We start from the raw sequence: 14946 nt of genomic DNA, 5'->3' as shown, positions 1-14946 counted from the left end.
TCTGATCCCCTTCCGGTAATGCGGTTACAGCCTTCAATCGTGTTTGGTCATCAAAGCGCGAGCGTCAGATCGGTCAGCGGCACGGCCTGGCAGGCGAGGCACTGTCCCTCGCTGCCATCGACAGCGCCAAGATGGGTGAACTCCCCATCGACGACCTGAACCGCGCAGCTTTCGCATTGCCCGACACGGCAGCCGCTCGGCAGCGCGACGCCCGCCGCACTGGCCGCATCAAGCAGCGTCCCCTGCTCCGGCCGCCAGGAAAAATTCTGCTTGCTGCCCAGAAGGCGGACGGTGCGCGGCGCAAGATTGCTCGGTACCGACGGCGGCGACACGAAGCTTTCGGCGAAAATGTCGAAGCGCGGCACGCCGAGCGCCGTCACGGCCTCGATCTGTGCCGCAACGAATTCCGGCGAGCCGCAGATGTAGACCAGCGGCCGGCGCGGCAACAGCGGCTTGACCTGTCCGAGATCAACCCTCCCCTTGCGCAACGCATGCGAGTCGATCGGGTCCTGCGCGAACGGCGCGGAATAGAACGTCACACGCTTCAGCCCTGGGGTGCCGGCTTCCAGCTCCGCAAGCCGCTCGGCAAACGGATGCTCCCGGCTGCTGCGGCAGCCATGCAGCAGCAGGATTTCGCCAACGCGATCTTGTGGTGCAATCCGTTGCAGCGTTTCGAGATGGCTGATGAACGGCGTGATGCCGATGCCGGCGGCGAGGAAGATCAGCGGCCGCGGCCCCTTCAGCGGCGGCGTGAAGATGCCGCCCGGCGGCTCCAGCACAACCTCGTCTCCGACGGCAAGACGGTGCAGACGATCCGGCATGAAGAACGGCGCGTCGCCGCTCGGTGCCTCATTGAAGAAACGTCCCTTCACCGCAATCGACAGCGTATGCGGAAGATTACCCGTTCCGGTCAACGAGTAGGCCCGCGCCTCCGTTGCGCCGGGCAGCGAGACCATCACGTGCTGGCCCGGCAGGAAGTCGGGCAGCGGACCACCGTCAAGCGGCAGCAGGTTGAGCGCGATGACATTATCTGCCTCGGCGCGGCGCGCACCGAGCGTGAACCGCCGCTGACCGGTCCACAGGCCACGACTGGCAACGCCGTCGCGCCTGATGTCGCAGACGATCGCGCGCAGCGGGACGGAGCCGCTGACCGGATCGCGCGCATCGTCGTGCAGCACGGCGTTGATGTTGCGGGTGTGGATGCCAGCCGTCGCGGAACGCTCGCGGCCGAGCGGCGGACAGTCTTCCCACCAGCCGAATTCGGCGACGACGACCCGATCGTCGAGAGCCGCATTGAGGCGCACCTTCAGGCGCACGTCACCGCCATGCGTCTCCACCACGGCCCAGTCGCCTTCGGCAAGGCCGCGCCGCGCGGCGAGCTGCGGACTGATCTCGACGGCCGAATCGGGCGACTTGCGCCGCAGCGAGGCGACGTGCCGATAAGAGGAGTGAACGAACCAGCCGCTCTTGGCGGTGGAAAGCACAAGCGGAAAGCGTGCGTCCGGCGCTGCCGTGAGCGGGCTGCCGACCGGCTCGACGTGGTCGGGCAAGGGATCATACCCGTGTCCCAGCATCAGCTCAGAATAAAGCTCGACGCGGCGCGTCGGCGTTGAGAATCCGGCAACCGTTCGGTCCTCGCGCGCCACGGCGTATTTTTCGTCGCGGAAGATCTGCGGGAAGCGGCGGCCTTCAGGATGTCCGCGCAAATCCTCGACACCGATGCCGAGCGGCGCCAACTGGTAGTTCCAGCCGGCCGTGATATCGCCGCCGAAGAACAATTCGCCCATCCCGAGCTTGAGCGCAAGCGCGGCGGCGATCTCGTAATCGGCCTTGACCTCACCGACCGGCTCGACCATGCGCGGGCGAAATTGCACGGTCTCGACAGCTTCCTGCGTGATCTCGAATCCGATCTTGAGCGCATCGCGCTCCCACGGCGTGCTGGCGGGCAGCACGAAATCGGCGCTCTCCGCGGTCGGATTCATGAACATGTCGATATGGACCTGGAATTCCAGCGCGTTCAGCGCGGCGCGGTTGCGCTCGGAATGGCCCTGCGAGACGACGAAGTTGGTGCCGAAGGCGACCAGCGCGCGCACCCGGTAGGGCTCGCCGTCAAGCACGGCCCGGCTGAAGTCGCGCGCCGTGATCCAGCCCTTGGCCGGCGGGCCGAGCGGCAGCTCAGTAATGCCCAGCGCCTTGGCCTGCTGCTCCGGCGACAGGATGTTGTAGTCGTTGAGGGCACGGGTCGGCGGCGGCACCGGCCAGCGATTGCCGCCGGGCCGATCGCAAGCGCCGGTCAGCGCATACAACGTTGCAATCGTGCGCTCGATCGCGGTCGCGTTGGTGTGCTGGCCGACGCCGGTCCAGGAATGGTAGGCGAGCCGCGGCCGGCGAGCGAGCAGCGTGTTGAACGCGTCGACGTCCTCGACAGGAAGCCAGGTCAGCTCCGCGACGCGCGCCGGCGTGTATGGCGCGGCTCGCTCGACGAGCAGTTCGAACGCGGTAGCCGCCGCCATCAGCCGGCCGTCGCGTGTGCGGACCTGCAGCGCGCCACGCAGCTGGCCACAGCTCTCCGGCGCGTAGCGGGTGTCGCAAGGCACGGGCGCGCCCGACGCATCGAGACGAACGAAAGCCTCCGGCGCGCCATCCGGCCACAATGCGTCGGCGCGCAGGAAGCGTCCGGTCGCACGATCGACCAGCAGCGATCCATTGGTCCATGCGCCGACGAAATCCGCATCGAAGCTGCCGGTAGCGATGAGGTGACGGATCGCGCCCATCGCGAGCGCGCCGTCGGCGCCCGGACGAACGCGCAGCCACAGATCGGCCTGCTGCCCCGAGCCGTTCGGCTTGGGATCGATCACCACGACCTTGGCGCCGCGCCGCCGCGCATCGGCGATCCGCGTTGCCTGGGCAAGCCAGGTCCGCGCCGGATTGTGGCCCCACAGGATAATCGCATCGGCATTGTCGTAATCGGGAAAGCCGATGCCGCGGCCGAAGGTCAGCGCGTGCGCATAGTCCTTGTGCCAGCCGCAGATCTCGACCGCATAGATCAGATTGGGGCTGCCGAAGCCGCGGATGAAGCGCTCGACCCACTCGAAACTGTCGACCATCGGCGTGCCGCTCGGCGTAGTGACGCCGAACGCCACCGCTTCGGCGCCGCTCTCGGCGCGGATCGTGCCGAGCCGAGCAGCGATCTCGGTCAAGGCCTCGTCCCACGACACCTCGACCCAGCCCGGATCGGCGGCGCCGCGCGGCTGGGTCCGCTTCAGCGGGACGGTCAGACGGCGCGGGCTGGCGACGATTTCGGGCGCCGCCCTGCCCTTGGCGCAAAGCGCGCCGCCGGTCGGGTGGTTATTCAATACCTCTACACCGACAAGACGCCCATCCTCGACCACGGTGACGGCACCGCAGCGCGAGCGACAAAGCGTGCAATAGCCGGGCAGCCGCTGTTTCACCGCCGTCTCACCTATCCCAGTCAATCCATGTGACGCATTTTTGTAATGCGTTACATATTTACGTCATACGCTACCGGCCGCGTCAAGGCTAAGTAATAATCAGCGACGAATCGGAGTTCCCAGCGAGAGGCGGCCACGACCACCGATGGACCAGAATTTGCGAGAACAGGTGCTGCAGCGGGTGCGGGCCGAGATCATTTCCGGGCAGAGCCTTCCGGGCACGATGTATTCGGTGCCGAGTCTCGCGGCGAGCCTCGGCGTCTCCTCGACGCCGGTGCGCGAGGCGCTGCTCGAGCTCAGCCGCGGCGGTCTGGTCGAGCCGATGCGCAACCGCGGCTTCAAGGTGGTCGAGCCGACGCTGACCGAACTGCGCAACCTGTTCGACATGCGCGAAGTGCTCGAGCTGCACGCCGCCGTGCTGGTCGCCACCAATCCGCCGAAGGATCTAACAATCGTGCGCGGCTGGGCCGACCAGATCGCCAGGGCCGTCGAGACCGACGACGTCCAGCTCTATCTGGAAGCCGACCGCAACTATCATCGCGAGTTCATCGCCGCCGCCGGCAACGACCTGCTGACCGACACGGTGATGGGGCTGCGCGACAAGATGCGGCTCTACGGCATCAGCTCCCGCGCGGGCCACGAGCGGCAGCAAGCGTCAGTGCCCGAACATTACCGGTTGATCGAGCTCGCGCTCGCCGGCGAGACCGAGGCGCTGACCGCCCTGCTCCGCACTCACATCCGCTCCTGGGAGCCGATCTTCGTCGATGCATTGCTGCGCTCGAAGGAGCATGCGCGCGAGCCGCTGCGGCAGGCCCGCGGCTGATGCGGAACGGAGGCAGTTAGCCGGTCGTGCTGACCGGCTAGTCCAGAATGCTCTTGTAGTGCTCCGAGAAGACATCGCGGCCGATGATCAGCCGCATCACTTCAGAGCTTCCAGCGAGGATTCGATTGACGCGCGCGTCGGTAAACATGCGACTGATCGGATATTCATCCATGTAACCTGCGCCGCCGTGCAACTGGACGCCAAGATCGAGCATCTTCCACTCGACCTCCGACGACATCATCTTGGCCTTGGCGCCCATATTGCTGGTCAGGCGTCCGGCATTGTGCTCGGCCACGCAGTGATCGACATAGACCTGCACGAGATCGATTTCGGCATCCATCTCCGCCATGCGGAACTGGGTGTTCTGCTGTTCGGCAAGCGGCCGGCCAAACAATTTGCGGTCCATCACGTAAGTGCGCGTGATGTCGAACGCCTTGCGGCCATTGGCGATCGATCCGACCGCGGAGATTAGCCGCTCCTCGGCAAGGCCTTCCATGAGATAGTAAAAGCCCTTGCCGGGTTCTCCCAGCACGTTGGCCTTGGGCACCTTCACATTGTTGAAGAAGAGTTCGGCAGTGTCCTGCGCCGGCATGCCCATCTTCTTGAGATTGCGGCCGCGCTCAAAACCTTCCATGCCGCGCTCGACGATCAGGAGCACCATGGCATGCTTCTTCTCGGCGCCCGCGAGCTTGGCCGCCACGATCACCACGTCGGAATTGATGCCGTTGGAAATATAGGTCTTCGAGCCATTGAGCAGGAAATGATCGCCCTTGTCTTCCGCGGTCGACCGCATGCCGGCGAGGTCTGAGCCCGCGCCGGGCTCGGTCATCGCGATGGCCAGGATGGTCTCGCCGTTGACGCATTTCGGCAGGAATCGGTCGCGCTGCTCCTCGGTGCCGAAGCGCTTGAAGTAGGATCCGACCAGTCGGCTGTGCAGCGTGTTGAACCAGCCCTTGCAGCCCGAGCGCGCGGTCTCCTCGATGATGATCTGCTCGTAACGGAAGTCCTCGTCGCCCATTCCGCCGTATTTTTCCTCGGGCCAGATCATCAGGAAGCCGAGGTCACCGGCCTTCTTGAACGCGCTGCGGTCGACGATGCCGGCTTCCCGCCACTCCTCCATGTGAGGCGTGATCTCGCTGGCGAGGAACTTGCGGTAGGAGTCGCGGAAAATGACCTGGTCTTCGGTAAAGCTGCGCATCAATCACCCAATAGCGCTCTCGTGGAAGCCCACCGACGTACGGCGAGGCATCGTAAAAAGTTTAGAGCGCCGGTTCTGCTGCAATCAAAACCGACGCCCCGTCATCGAAACAGGCGATGCCCTACTTGCCCTTCCAGTTCGGCGCGCGCTTTTCGGCAAAGGCAGCCGCGCCCTCGCGGGCATCCTCGGATACGAAGACAGGACCGACGATCTCCTGCTGCCTCTTCCACATCTCATCTTCCGGCCAGAGCCGGGATTCGACGATCACCTGCTTGGATGCCTTGACGGCGAGCGGGCCGTTGGCGCCGATCGCTGCCGCGAGCTCAAGCGCGGCGTCGAGCGCCGGGCCATCGGTTACGCGATTGATGATGCCGAGTTGATGGGCGCGCTCGGCGCCGAAGAACTCGCCCGTCAATGCGAACTCCATCGCCACACGGAACGGCATCTGGCGCGGCATGCGGATTAGCCCGCCGGCCGCTGCCGCAAGTCCGCGCTTCACCTCGGGGATCCCGAACTTCGCGTTGCGGTTGGCGACGATCATGTCGCACGACAGCGCGATCTCCATCCCGCCGGCGAGCGCGTAGCCGTCGACAGCCGCAATCAGCGGCTTCTTCGGCGGGGCCTCGGTGAGGCCGGCGAAGCCGCGGCCGGGGATCGACGGCCGCTCGCCTTTCAGGAACCCCTTGAGGTCCATGCCCGAGCAGAATGTGCCGCCGGCGCCGGTGATGATGCCGACGCTCAGGGAATCGTCGGCGTCGAGCCGGTCGATCGCCGCGGCCACGCCCTTGGAGAGGGCGAGGTTGGCCGCGTTCTTGGCTTCCGGCCGGTTCAGGGTGATGATCAGTATCGGTCCGCGGACTTCAGTGAGGACCGGGGTTTCTTCGGACATCGCTTTGGTCTCCTGATCGCTTAACGCGGAGCCATGCGGATGGCGCCGTCGAGACGGACGTCTTCACCGTTGAAGTAGCCATTGGTGATCATGGTCAGCGCCAGATGCGCATATTCCTCCGGCATGCCGAGACGCTTGGGGAACGGCACCGACGCGCTGAGCGCGGCCTTGACGTTTTCCGGGGCGCCCTGCAGCAGCGGGGTGTTGAAGATGCCCGGCAGGATGGTGTTGACGCGGATGCCTTCGGCCATCAGGTCGCGCGCGATCGGCAGGGTCATGCCGACCACGCCGGCCTTCGAGGCAGAATAAGCCGCCTGCCCCATCTGGCCATCCTCGGCCGCGACGGAGGCTGTATTGACGACCGCACCACGCTCGCCGTGCTCCAGCGGAGCCAGCGACAGCATGCCCTGCGCCGACTTGGCGATGCAACGGAAGGTGCCGACGAGGTTGATCTGGATGATGCGGTTGAAGGCGTCGATCGGGAAGTGGGTGGGCTCGCCGGTCTTCTTGTCGCGGCCCGCGGTCTTCACCGCATTGCCGGTGCCTGCGCAGTTCACCAGGATGCGCTCCTGGCCATGCGCCGCGCGGGCCTTGGCAAAGCCCGCATCGACCTGCTCGTCCGAGGTGACATCGACCTTGCAGAACACACCGCCGATTTCCTTGGCGATTGCTTCACCCTTCTCTTCGTTGAAGTCGAAGATCGCGACTTTCACGCCTTGCGCAGCCAGCGCGCGCGAGGTGGCAGCACCAAGGCCGGAAGCCCCACCGGTGACGACGGCGGCGACCGATGAATCGAGTTTCATGGCAATATCCTTTCGCGATCACATGCGTTCGATGATGATGGCCGGTGCCATGCCGCCGGCGGCACACATGGTGACCAGGCCATAGCGTCCGCCGCTGCGCTCGAGCTCGTCGAGCGCCGTGCCGATCAGGATCGATCCGGTCGCGCCGATCGGGTGGCCGAGCGCGATCGAGCCGCCATTGATGTTGACCTTCTCGCGGTCCAGCTCGAGGTCGCGGATGAACTTCTCGGCGACGACCGCGAAAGCCTCGTTGATCTCCCAGACGTCGATGTCGTTCTTGGTCAGGCCGGCCTTGGCCAGAACCTTCTTGGCCGCCGGAACCGGCGCGTTGAGCATCAGGGTCGGATCGTCACCCTGGTTGGCATAGGCCACGATGCGGCCGCGCGGCTTGAGGCCGTGCTTCTCGGCATATTCCTTCGACGTGATCAGCACCGCGGCGGCGCCGTCCACCACGCCCGAGCTGTTGCCGGCATGGTGCACGCCCTTCCAGTCGAGGTCCGGATAGCGGCGCTGGATCTGCTTCTTGAACGTCGTGCCGTTGCCGAGGTCGAAATCGGCAAGCTGCTCGAAGCTCGGCTTCAGCGAAGCAAGGCCTTCAGCCGTGGTCTCCGGACGCGGGAATTCTTCACGATTGAGCGCGACGCTGCCGTCGTCGTTGAGGACGGGGATCACCGACTTGGCGAAGCGGCCTTCATCGATGGCCCGCTTGGCGCGCTGCTGGCTCGTCAGCGCCAGGGCATCGCAGGCCTCGCGGCTGATCCCCTCGCGCGTCGCGATGGCGTCGCCGCACACGCCCTGGTGCGACTGCGGGTGAATCTCGTCGAGCGCCGGATTGCCCGAACCCATCATCCGCGCCGGCTGCCCGGCCTTGGAGCGCTCGGCTGCCAAGGTCTGTTGGTAGCTCATCATCTCGGTGCCGCCGGCGATGACGCAATCTTCCATCCCCGACATCACCGACGCTGCCGCGAGGTTCACCGACGTGATGCCGCCGCCGCAGAAACGATCCAGCGTCGTGCCGCTGGCGTTGATGTCGTAGCCTGCCGCGAGCGCCGACATGCGTCCGAGATCGCCGCCCTGCTTGCCTTCCTGAGTCGATGTCGACCAGATGATGTCATCGACGGTCGACGTGTCGAGCTTGTTGCGCTCCTTGAGCGCGCCGAGCACCGTCGCGGCCAGATGCTGCGGATGCAGGTGCGACAGCGCCCCCTTGCCCGGCTTGCCGATGCCCCGCGGCGTGCGAACAGCGTCAATGATGTATGCTTCAGACATGCGTTTCCCTTTGCTTCGAATGTATCGTTAGTTGCGCTCGTGCCGGTGGTCCCAGCCGTTTCCGCGAGGCATCAACGGTGTGGCGTCACCGCAAGCGGCTCGGCAATCGAGTTGCGCTGATCTTCGAAGTACCCGAAGCGCGGCACCTGGCGGAGTTGCGGCTCGTCGGCGCAGGCAGGCTTGTCGCAACCCTGCGCAAACAACGGCGCACCGGCCGGGGCGGCGTGGGGACCGAGAGCATATTTCTGCTCTTGCGGCAGATAGATCAGCTGCCCGATCTGGGTAAGCGTCAAGGTGAGACGCGAGACCGTCGATCGCGGAAGACCGCAGCGATCGGCGATTTCGCGATTTCCCAGGCGTATGCTTCGACCTTCGAAGCAACGCACGATGTCGAATGCGCGCGACACCACCTGGATCACGCGCCGGTTGTCCGTGCCGGCGGTCTCTTGCGCCATCAGTACCTCAGATCGACGTCCCATCGTTTACGCCTCACTCCTCATTTTCCATACGGGTGAACGAAGCCCACTCTGCTTCGGGCGGCAGACGCCGATCCGCGACATCACTGCCGGGGCGCGCATCGCTCGCGCGCCCGAACTGATGTGCGGGATTCGGCGGCAGTGATCGGCGGCGTGCACCGCGTGGGCGATTGCAGCGGTGCTGCACGGGTTTTTCCGGGATCGACGGTTTGACGCGATGGCCGGTCGCTCCGGCGTTCGGTCTGCCCGCGGTGATCACCCTGACGTTGCGCTCGGCAAAGCGTGCGGCGGGCTCGGCAAGGTCATTCTCAGCCTGTTCGAGGCCGCTGCGCACGGAATGCACGAGCACCTTGTTTTCCAGCCAAGTGAGGCTGCGGCCGCGCGGGGCAAGCAGCTTCGGATGTCTCTGGCCGGCCAGCATCAGGCGGATTCTTTCCCTAGGGTTTTGGGCTTTAATTAATTGATTAATTAGTCACGTGATTAAAGTGGGCGCTCTCCCCTGTCAACCGCCCTCGCTGCAGGGCGCCCCGCGCTCAGCCCGCACCTTCACCCCAACGCCTGTCAGCGCAGTGATCGCGGACCTGTCGTGATGAACTTCGTCAGATTCAGACCGCTGCCGAACGGCGATCGAAATTCCGCGCGCGATAGCGGACATGCCCCGACGATTTGCCGGCCGGTGCGAAACGCAGGCGCAAGCAATTGAGGGCGGAGATCAGGAAGCGGCGTGAGGAAGCAGGCGATAGCGGTTGCCGGAACAGACGCGACCGCTGGCCGGGATGACCGTTACGAGGGCGGACTTAAGCTATGAAAGCTTGGTGGGCGCACCAGGGCTCGCGTGCATTGAACCTCCAGTTTGATTTCCTCTTGTCGGAATGGGGCAAGGCAAATTTCGAGCGAGCCCGGACCAACTAACGATAAGGCGTCGGGAATTCGAGGCACTGGTCCGCTGCATCGCTAAGCCCACTATTCTCGAAGCCCTCTTTTCTACCTACGGGCAGGCAAACTCGCGAGGTCGCCTCCTGATACCCCGTCAAAGGCCTCCTTTCGCCCGCAATTCCACTGCGAGAGGGTTGGAACCAGTTAGGTGCCGGCCTCGGGAGGCTCGCGTCGCGAAATGTCGGTTGCGGAAAGTGCCGAGAAGGTCGGAGCGGATCGCTCGATGTCGTCGGATTCCTCCTCCATCCAATTGAAGCGATCTTTTTGCCATGCCCGGACAAGCTCCGCCTATCGCCGGCTGAGCAGGATGTTGCGGTACTGCAGATCCTTGATCCTCTCGGGCGCAAAGTCGAGCTGGCCAAGGACGTCTTCATTGTGTTCGCCCTGATAGGCCGGCGTGCCGGGCGACGGCAGTTCCGAGCGGCTGAAGATCCAGGGATTGCCCGGCATTCGGACCAATCCGCCGGCCCGGTCATCGACCTCGACCACGGCATTCCACTCCTTGGCCCAATCGGTCTCCACGAACTCGTTGACGGTGCGCACGCGCCCAACCGCGAGCCCGGCTTCACTGACTTGCGCCTGCAACTGCTCGAGATTCTCGAACGTCGTAATCCAGGCGCGGATTTCGGCGAGCAACGGCGCGAGGTTCTGCCGGCGCAGGCTGGCGGTGGCGTAGCGGGCATCGGCCAGCAAATCGCTTCGCCGCATCATCGCGCAGTAGCGCGTGAACATCGGCGAATAGATCGGGCTGGCGGCGATCGTCAGGCGGGTGCCGTCGGACATCTCGAAGATGTGCGACTCATTAGCCGACAGCGCGATAGGCTCGCCGTCGGTGTCGATCCCCGACATCATCGCGCCGGCGCGCTCGTTGACCGACAGCATCGTCGCAGCCATCGACACGTCAACGTGCTGTCCCTCGCCGGTGCGGTTGCGATGCTGGAGCGCGGCGAGCACGGCGATCACGCCCTGCAGCCCGGTATAGACATCGGCATGGCTGCATGAATCGCCGCGTGGCTCCGACAATGCCGCACCGAAATGGTCCTGCACGATCGAGGTCAGGCCGGTCTCGGCCTGCACCGTAGGCGCAAAGGCCGGCCGGTTGCGCCAGGAGGTCGACTGCCCGTAGCCGCTCAGCGAGACATAGATGATGCCGGGGTTGAAGGCTCGGACGTCGTCGTAGCTGAAGCCGAACCGCGCCAAGGTGCCGGGACGGAAATTCTCGACGATGACGTCGGCCCCCCTACACAGGCGGGTGACTATCTCGCGTCCCTCAACATAGTTCAGATCGATGCTGAGATTCCGCTTGCCGGCGTTCTGCTGCACGAAATAGAGACCCATACCACCGACGTAAGGCAGTCCGGCGCGGCCAATGTCGCCGGACGGCGGCTCGATCTTGGTGACCTCGGCGCCGAGGTCGCGCAGCGCCTTGGTGCAATGCGGACCGGCCAGCACGCGAGTGAAATCGACCACCCGCAATCCCTGAAGAGGCGCAGCCGACATCGTCAGTCTCCCTCGAAGACAGCTGTTGCCGGGCCCGACGCGAAGAAGGCGTCGGCGCCGCGCTGGCGGTCCCTAGCCTTCCAGATCATGTCGTTGATCTCGACCTGTCGCGCGTCGGCAGCGGCGACGCCGCCGCGCGCCTGCAGGTTCGCCTGCATCTTGATGCCCGCGATGACCTTGGTCGGGCCGGCGGCGAGCTGTCGGGCCATGGTCATCGATGAAGCGCCCAATTCGGCTTCCGGGACGACGAGGTTGATGATGCCCCAGCGTTCGAACGCCTCGGGAGTGTGACGGCGGCCGAGCATCGCGATCTCCTTGGCGCGCGCGATGCCGGCGCGTTGCGCGATGCGCTGCGTGCCGCCGAGCAGCGGCAGCAACCCGACCGCAACCTCGACCTGGCCGAGGAACGCGGTGTTCGCTGCGATAATCATGTCGCAGGTCAGCGCGAGCTCAAGCCCGCCGCCAAGCACGCCGCCATTGACGGCGGCAACCGTGGGAACCGGTACATCCTCGAGACTACGCCAGATTTTTTCGAGACCGGCCTGATCGGTGTGCAGCTTGGTGCCGATTCCCCAGGACGCCATCTCCGCGCCGGCGCAGAAGTGCCGCATCGAGCTACGCAGCAGGATAGCGCGGCAGCCGGCCGCAACCACCGCGTGGTAGGCGCCGACCACATCGTTGATGAGCTGGTCGTCGAGCAAATTGTGCGGCGGCTTCGCCAGCGTCACCACGCCAACCTTGCCGTCCATCTCGTGAAGTACTGTCGTCATCAGGTTCCCTCCGCTCGATGCAAAAGCCGGCCGGCAGCGCTTTCGACGCAGCGTCACGGCGGTCAGACGTCTCCTCGCTGCGGGCCTGCCCGGCGCAGATCCCGCTGTTCTGATGATTTGAATGTCGTCCGTCATAACAAACGTGACAACGTCAAGCTCTGCCAATTATGATGTCGAAGATTGCCAAACGGCCGGAAGAGCCGTTCGTCGGCCTGTCAATCTGTGCCAGCCGGACGTGGAGGAAGTGCCATGAAGCCGATCAAGATCGTGATGCCGATCTCGAGCGACCCCGATGCGCCGACGCAGAGCCTGCTCGGACTCGGCGCGCTGGCCGCCGAGCTGGCGGCGCAGGGCCTGTCGGTTCGGGAGCTGTTTGCACGGACCGGTCTCGATGCCTCCCAGCTCGAGGATCCCCACGCTCGCATCTCGCACCGCCAGCGGCTGGCGATCTACCGCAACGCGATGCGATTGGCGAAGCGCTCCGATATAGGGTTGCTCGCAGGCGCTCGGCAGCGCATCAGCGATTACGGCATTTACGGCTATGCGCTGGTGTCGAGCCGGACATTCGGCGAAGCGCTGATGTTCTCGCTCGATCACATCACCATGGCCGGGCCGGCGGTAAGGCAGATCAGCTTCCGGATCGAGCACGGGACGACCGCGATCCTTCGCAGCCATGGGCTCGACCCGCTCGGCGAGCTGCTGCCGTTCGCCGCGGAATTCTGGCGCAGCTCGATGACCGCGGTGTTCAGCCGCATCCTCGAGTCGCCGTTCCCGAGCAAGAGGATGATCTTTCCGTTTGCCGCACCCGTGCACTGGCGCAACTACGAGCGGATGTTCAACTGCCCGATCGACTTCGGCGCCGATCGCATGGAATGGCATTTCGATGCCAAGGTGCTCGATCTACCCTGCCCCAATGCAAACCCGATCACCGCGAAGATCTGCCAGCAGCTCTGTGACGTCGTCTTGACCGAGCATCCCGGCGAATCCGAGCTAGTAAGGCGGATCAGAGCCGCCTGCCTCAACAGCCCCAGCCGATTTGCGGGCGCGCCGGAGATCGCATCCAAGCTCGGGCTGTCGCTGCGAACGTTCCACCGCAGGCTGGCGGAGGACGGGCAGTCGTTCCAGTCGATCGTCGACGGGATGCGGCAGTCGATTGCGACGGAGTTGCTCGAGAACACCCATCTGGCAATCGATCAGGTCGCCGAGCGTGTCGGCTTTGCCGACGCTACCAGCTTCCGCAAGGCGTTCAAGAAGTGGACCAACCGCTCGCCGTCGGACTTCCGTCACCCTACAGCGCAGCGGCCAGCAGTGTCGCCAGACGCGTGATCAGCAGCAGCGCTAACCCGACCGCCAATGTCAGGAGCTGTCCGAAGCGGAAGTCGTCTGGATCGAGCGCCGCGTTCTGGAGCTGTGCGTAGGTTAGCAGCGATTGACACTCCATATCACCCTCCCGCCATCAGGCATGGTTGTTTCCGGCAATGACGGCGTCCGCCGGCCCGATCCTGCCGACGCATGAGCCGAAGCCGATGCTCGCAAAACCTTCTAGGCTGCAGCGGCCGCGGAAGGTGACTTCATCGCCATCCTCGAGGAAACTGCGGCTATCGCCGCTCGGAAGCACGGCCGGCCGTGATCCGGCGGCGGTGAACTCGAGCATGCTCGAAAGCTGCGCCGGGCTAGGCCCCGAAATGGTGCCAGTGCCGATCAGGTCGCCCGGCAGCAGATTGCAGCCATTGATGCTGTGATGCGCGATCATCTGCGCCGGGGTCCAGTACAGGTATTTGGCATTGGATGTGAGAATCGCCGCGGCGGGCTGGTTCGCGGCGCGCATCTGCGCGGTCGAGAGCAGGACCTCGAGGTGGACATCGAGTCCGCCGTGCGATTGATCGGCCGCGTCGAACAGATAGTCGAGCGGACGCGGATCGCCGTCCGGCCGCGCCAGCGCCGCGACGCGGAACGGCGCCAGCGCATCCGACGTGACGACCCACGGTGACACCGAGGTAGCAAAACTCTTGCTGAGGAACGGTCCGAGCGGAAACATCTCCCAGCGCTGGATGTCGCGCGCCGACCAGTCGTTCAGCAGCGAATAGCCGACGATCTGCTGCGATGCTTCGGCGATCGGGACGGGATTGCCGAGCCGGTTGCCGGCAGCGAGGTAGAAGCCCATCTCGAGCTCGAAATCCAGCCGTTCGCACGGGCCAAAGCCCGGCGCTGCGCCCGCCACCGTGGGCGGGCGTTGCCCGAGTGGCCGTCGCACCATCCCGCGCCCCACTTGCACCGACGAGGCACGGCCGTGATAGGCGATGGGCACCCATTTGTAGTTCGCGGGAAGCGGATTTTCCGGCGTCAGCAGCGCGCCCGCCGCCCGCGCATGATAGATGCCGGCGTAGAAGTCCGTGTAGTTCGAGATGCGTGTGGGCAGATGCAGCGTCGCATCCGCGATCGACGTCAGCAATTCGGAGGCGCGGCGCCTGGTGTCATTGGCCGTGCTGCCCTGCCCCAGCAGATCGGCGGCGCGGCGGCGCAGCTCCCGCATCGCCATAGGTCCGAGCGCGAACAGCGCATTGAGCGTGCCTTGCTGGAGCGCCTGGCGGATCGGCGCCGCGAGGTGCTCATCGGAACCGAGCGCTCGCTTCAGGTCGAAGACGAAATCTCCGATCGCGGTGCCGATCCGCGGCTGCGTATCGGCCGCGGTGCTGAAGATGCCAAGCGGCAGATTCTGGATCGGGAAGTCGGTCGCGCCGCCGTTTGCCGTCTCGACAAAACTCCGCCGGGCCGGGTCGTGGGTCTCGTCGAGTTGAACTGCGTTGGTCATGCTGTTTTCCAGGTTCCT

General features: G+C 65.0%; 12 protein-coding genes and 1 pseudogene. 2 read left to right on the top strand and 11 right to left on the bottom strand.

Annotation, left to right across the window (positions count from 1 at the left end):
* Window positions 1-50 precede the first annotated feature (50 nt).
* Window positions 51-3452, bottom strand: a complete 3402-nt coding sequence (locus ACVIYL_RS24535; protein WP_456780080.1) for a molybdopterin-dependent oxidoreductase — start codon at window positions 3450-3452, stop codon at window positions 51-53.
* 145 nt (window positions 3453-3597) lie between these two features.
* Here ACVIYL_RS24535 and ACVIYL_RS24530 point away from each other — a divergent pair, with 145 nt between their 5' ends.
* Window positions 3598-4275, top strand: coding sequence for a GntR family transcriptional regulator (locus tag ACVIYL_RS24530; protein ID WP_456780079.1), 678 nt, complete (start codon window positions 3598-3600; stop codon window positions 4273-4275).
* Window positions 4276-4312: 37 nt separating this feature from the next.
* On the opposite strand, the gene ACVIYL_RS24525 is transcribed toward ACVIYL_RS24530, so the two are convergent.
* From ACVIYL_RS24525 to ACVIYL_RS24490, 8 genes and pseudogenes are all read right to left on the bottom strand, one after another.
* Window positions 4313-5473, bottom strand: a complete 1161-nt coding sequence (locus tag ACVIYL_RS24525) for an acyl-CoA dehydrogenase family protein (protein ID WP_253607676.1) — start codon at window positions 5471-5473, stop codon at window positions 4313-4315.
* 121 nt (window positions 5474-5594) lie between these two features.
* Window positions 5595-6362 carry a crotonase/enoyl-CoA hydratase family protein gene (locus tag ACVIYL_RS24520; protein WP_057020591.1) on the bottom strand — a complete coding sequence of 256 codons (768 nt, stop codon included), beginning with the start codon at window positions 6360-6362 and terminating at the stop codon, window positions 5595-5597.
* Window positions 6363-6382: 20 nt separating this feature from the next.
* On the bottom strand, window positions 6383-7165 hold the full coding sequence (locus ACVIYL_RS24515) for an SDR family NAD(P)-dependent oxidoreductase (protein WP_028336964.1): 783 nt from the start codon (window positions 7163-7165) through the stop codon (window positions 6383-6385).
* A gap of 18 nt (window positions 7166-7183) precedes the next feature.
* On the bottom strand, window positions 7184-8434 hold the full coding sequence (locus ACVIYL_RS24510; protein ID WP_456780078.1) for an acetyl-CoA C-acetyltransferase: 1251 nt from the start codon (window positions 8432-8434) through the stop codon (window positions 7184-7186).
* 221 nt (window positions 8435-8655) lie between these two features.
* Window positions 8656-8913: pseudogene (locus ACVIYL_RS24505) on the bottom strand (helix-turn-helix domain-containing protein); the annotation flags it as partial.
* Between the two features lie 10 nt (window positions 8914-8923).
* Window positions 8924-9331: a hypothetical protein gene (locus ACVIYL_RS24500; protein ID WP_253607675.1), complete on the bottom strand. Its 408-nt coding sequence runs from the start codon at window positions 9329-9331 to the stop codon at window positions 8924-8926.
* A gap of 803 nt (window positions 9332-10134) precedes the next feature.
* Window positions 10135-11346 carry a CaiB/BaiF CoA transferase family protein gene (locus ACVIYL_RS24495; RefSeq protein WP_225159570.1) on the bottom strand — a complete coding sequence of 404 codons (1212 nt, stop codon included), beginning with the start codon at window positions 11344-11346 and terminating at the stop codon, window positions 10135-10137.
* Between the two features lie 2 nt (window positions 11347-11348).
* Entirely contained in the window at window positions 11349-12116 is a 768-nt protein-coding gene (locus ACVIYL_RS24490; RefSeq protein ID WP_092083035.1) for an enoyl-CoA hydratase/isomerase family protein, read from the bottom strand.
* A 249-nt stretch (window positions 12117-12365) separates the two neighbouring features.
* Here ACVIYL_RS24490 and ACVIYL_RS24485 point away from each other — a divergent pair, with 249 nt between their 5' ends.
* Window positions 12366-13442, top strand: a complete 1077-nt coding sequence (locus ACVIYL_RS24485; RefSeq protein ID WP_253607674.1) for an AraC family transcriptional regulator — start codon at window positions 12366-12368, stop codon at window positions 13440-13442.
* On the opposite strand, the gene ACVIYL_RS24480 is transcribed toward ACVIYL_RS24485, so the two are convergent.
* Entirely contained in the window at window positions 13405-13557 is a 153-nt protein-coding gene (locus tag ACVIYL_RS24480) for a hypothetical protein (protein ID WP_456780077.1), read from the bottom strand. The genes ACVIYL_RS24485 and ACVIYL_RS24480 overlap by 38 nt on opposite strands.
* Window positions 13558-13572: 15 nt before the next feature.
* Window positions 13573-14928 (bottom strand): fumarylacetoacetase, encoded by a 1356-nt coding sequence (gene fahA, locus ACVIYL_RS24475; protein ID WP_456780076.1) that lies wholly within the window; start codon window positions 14926-14928, stop codon window positions 13573-13575.
* Between the last annotated feature and the right edge of the window lie 18 nt (window positions 14929-14946).

The organism is Bradyrhizobium sp. USDA 3315 (assembly GCF_054056795.1).
The sequence above is the reverse complement of the archived record's forward strand: the minus strand, read 5'-3'. Positions and strand labels throughout refer to the sequence as shown.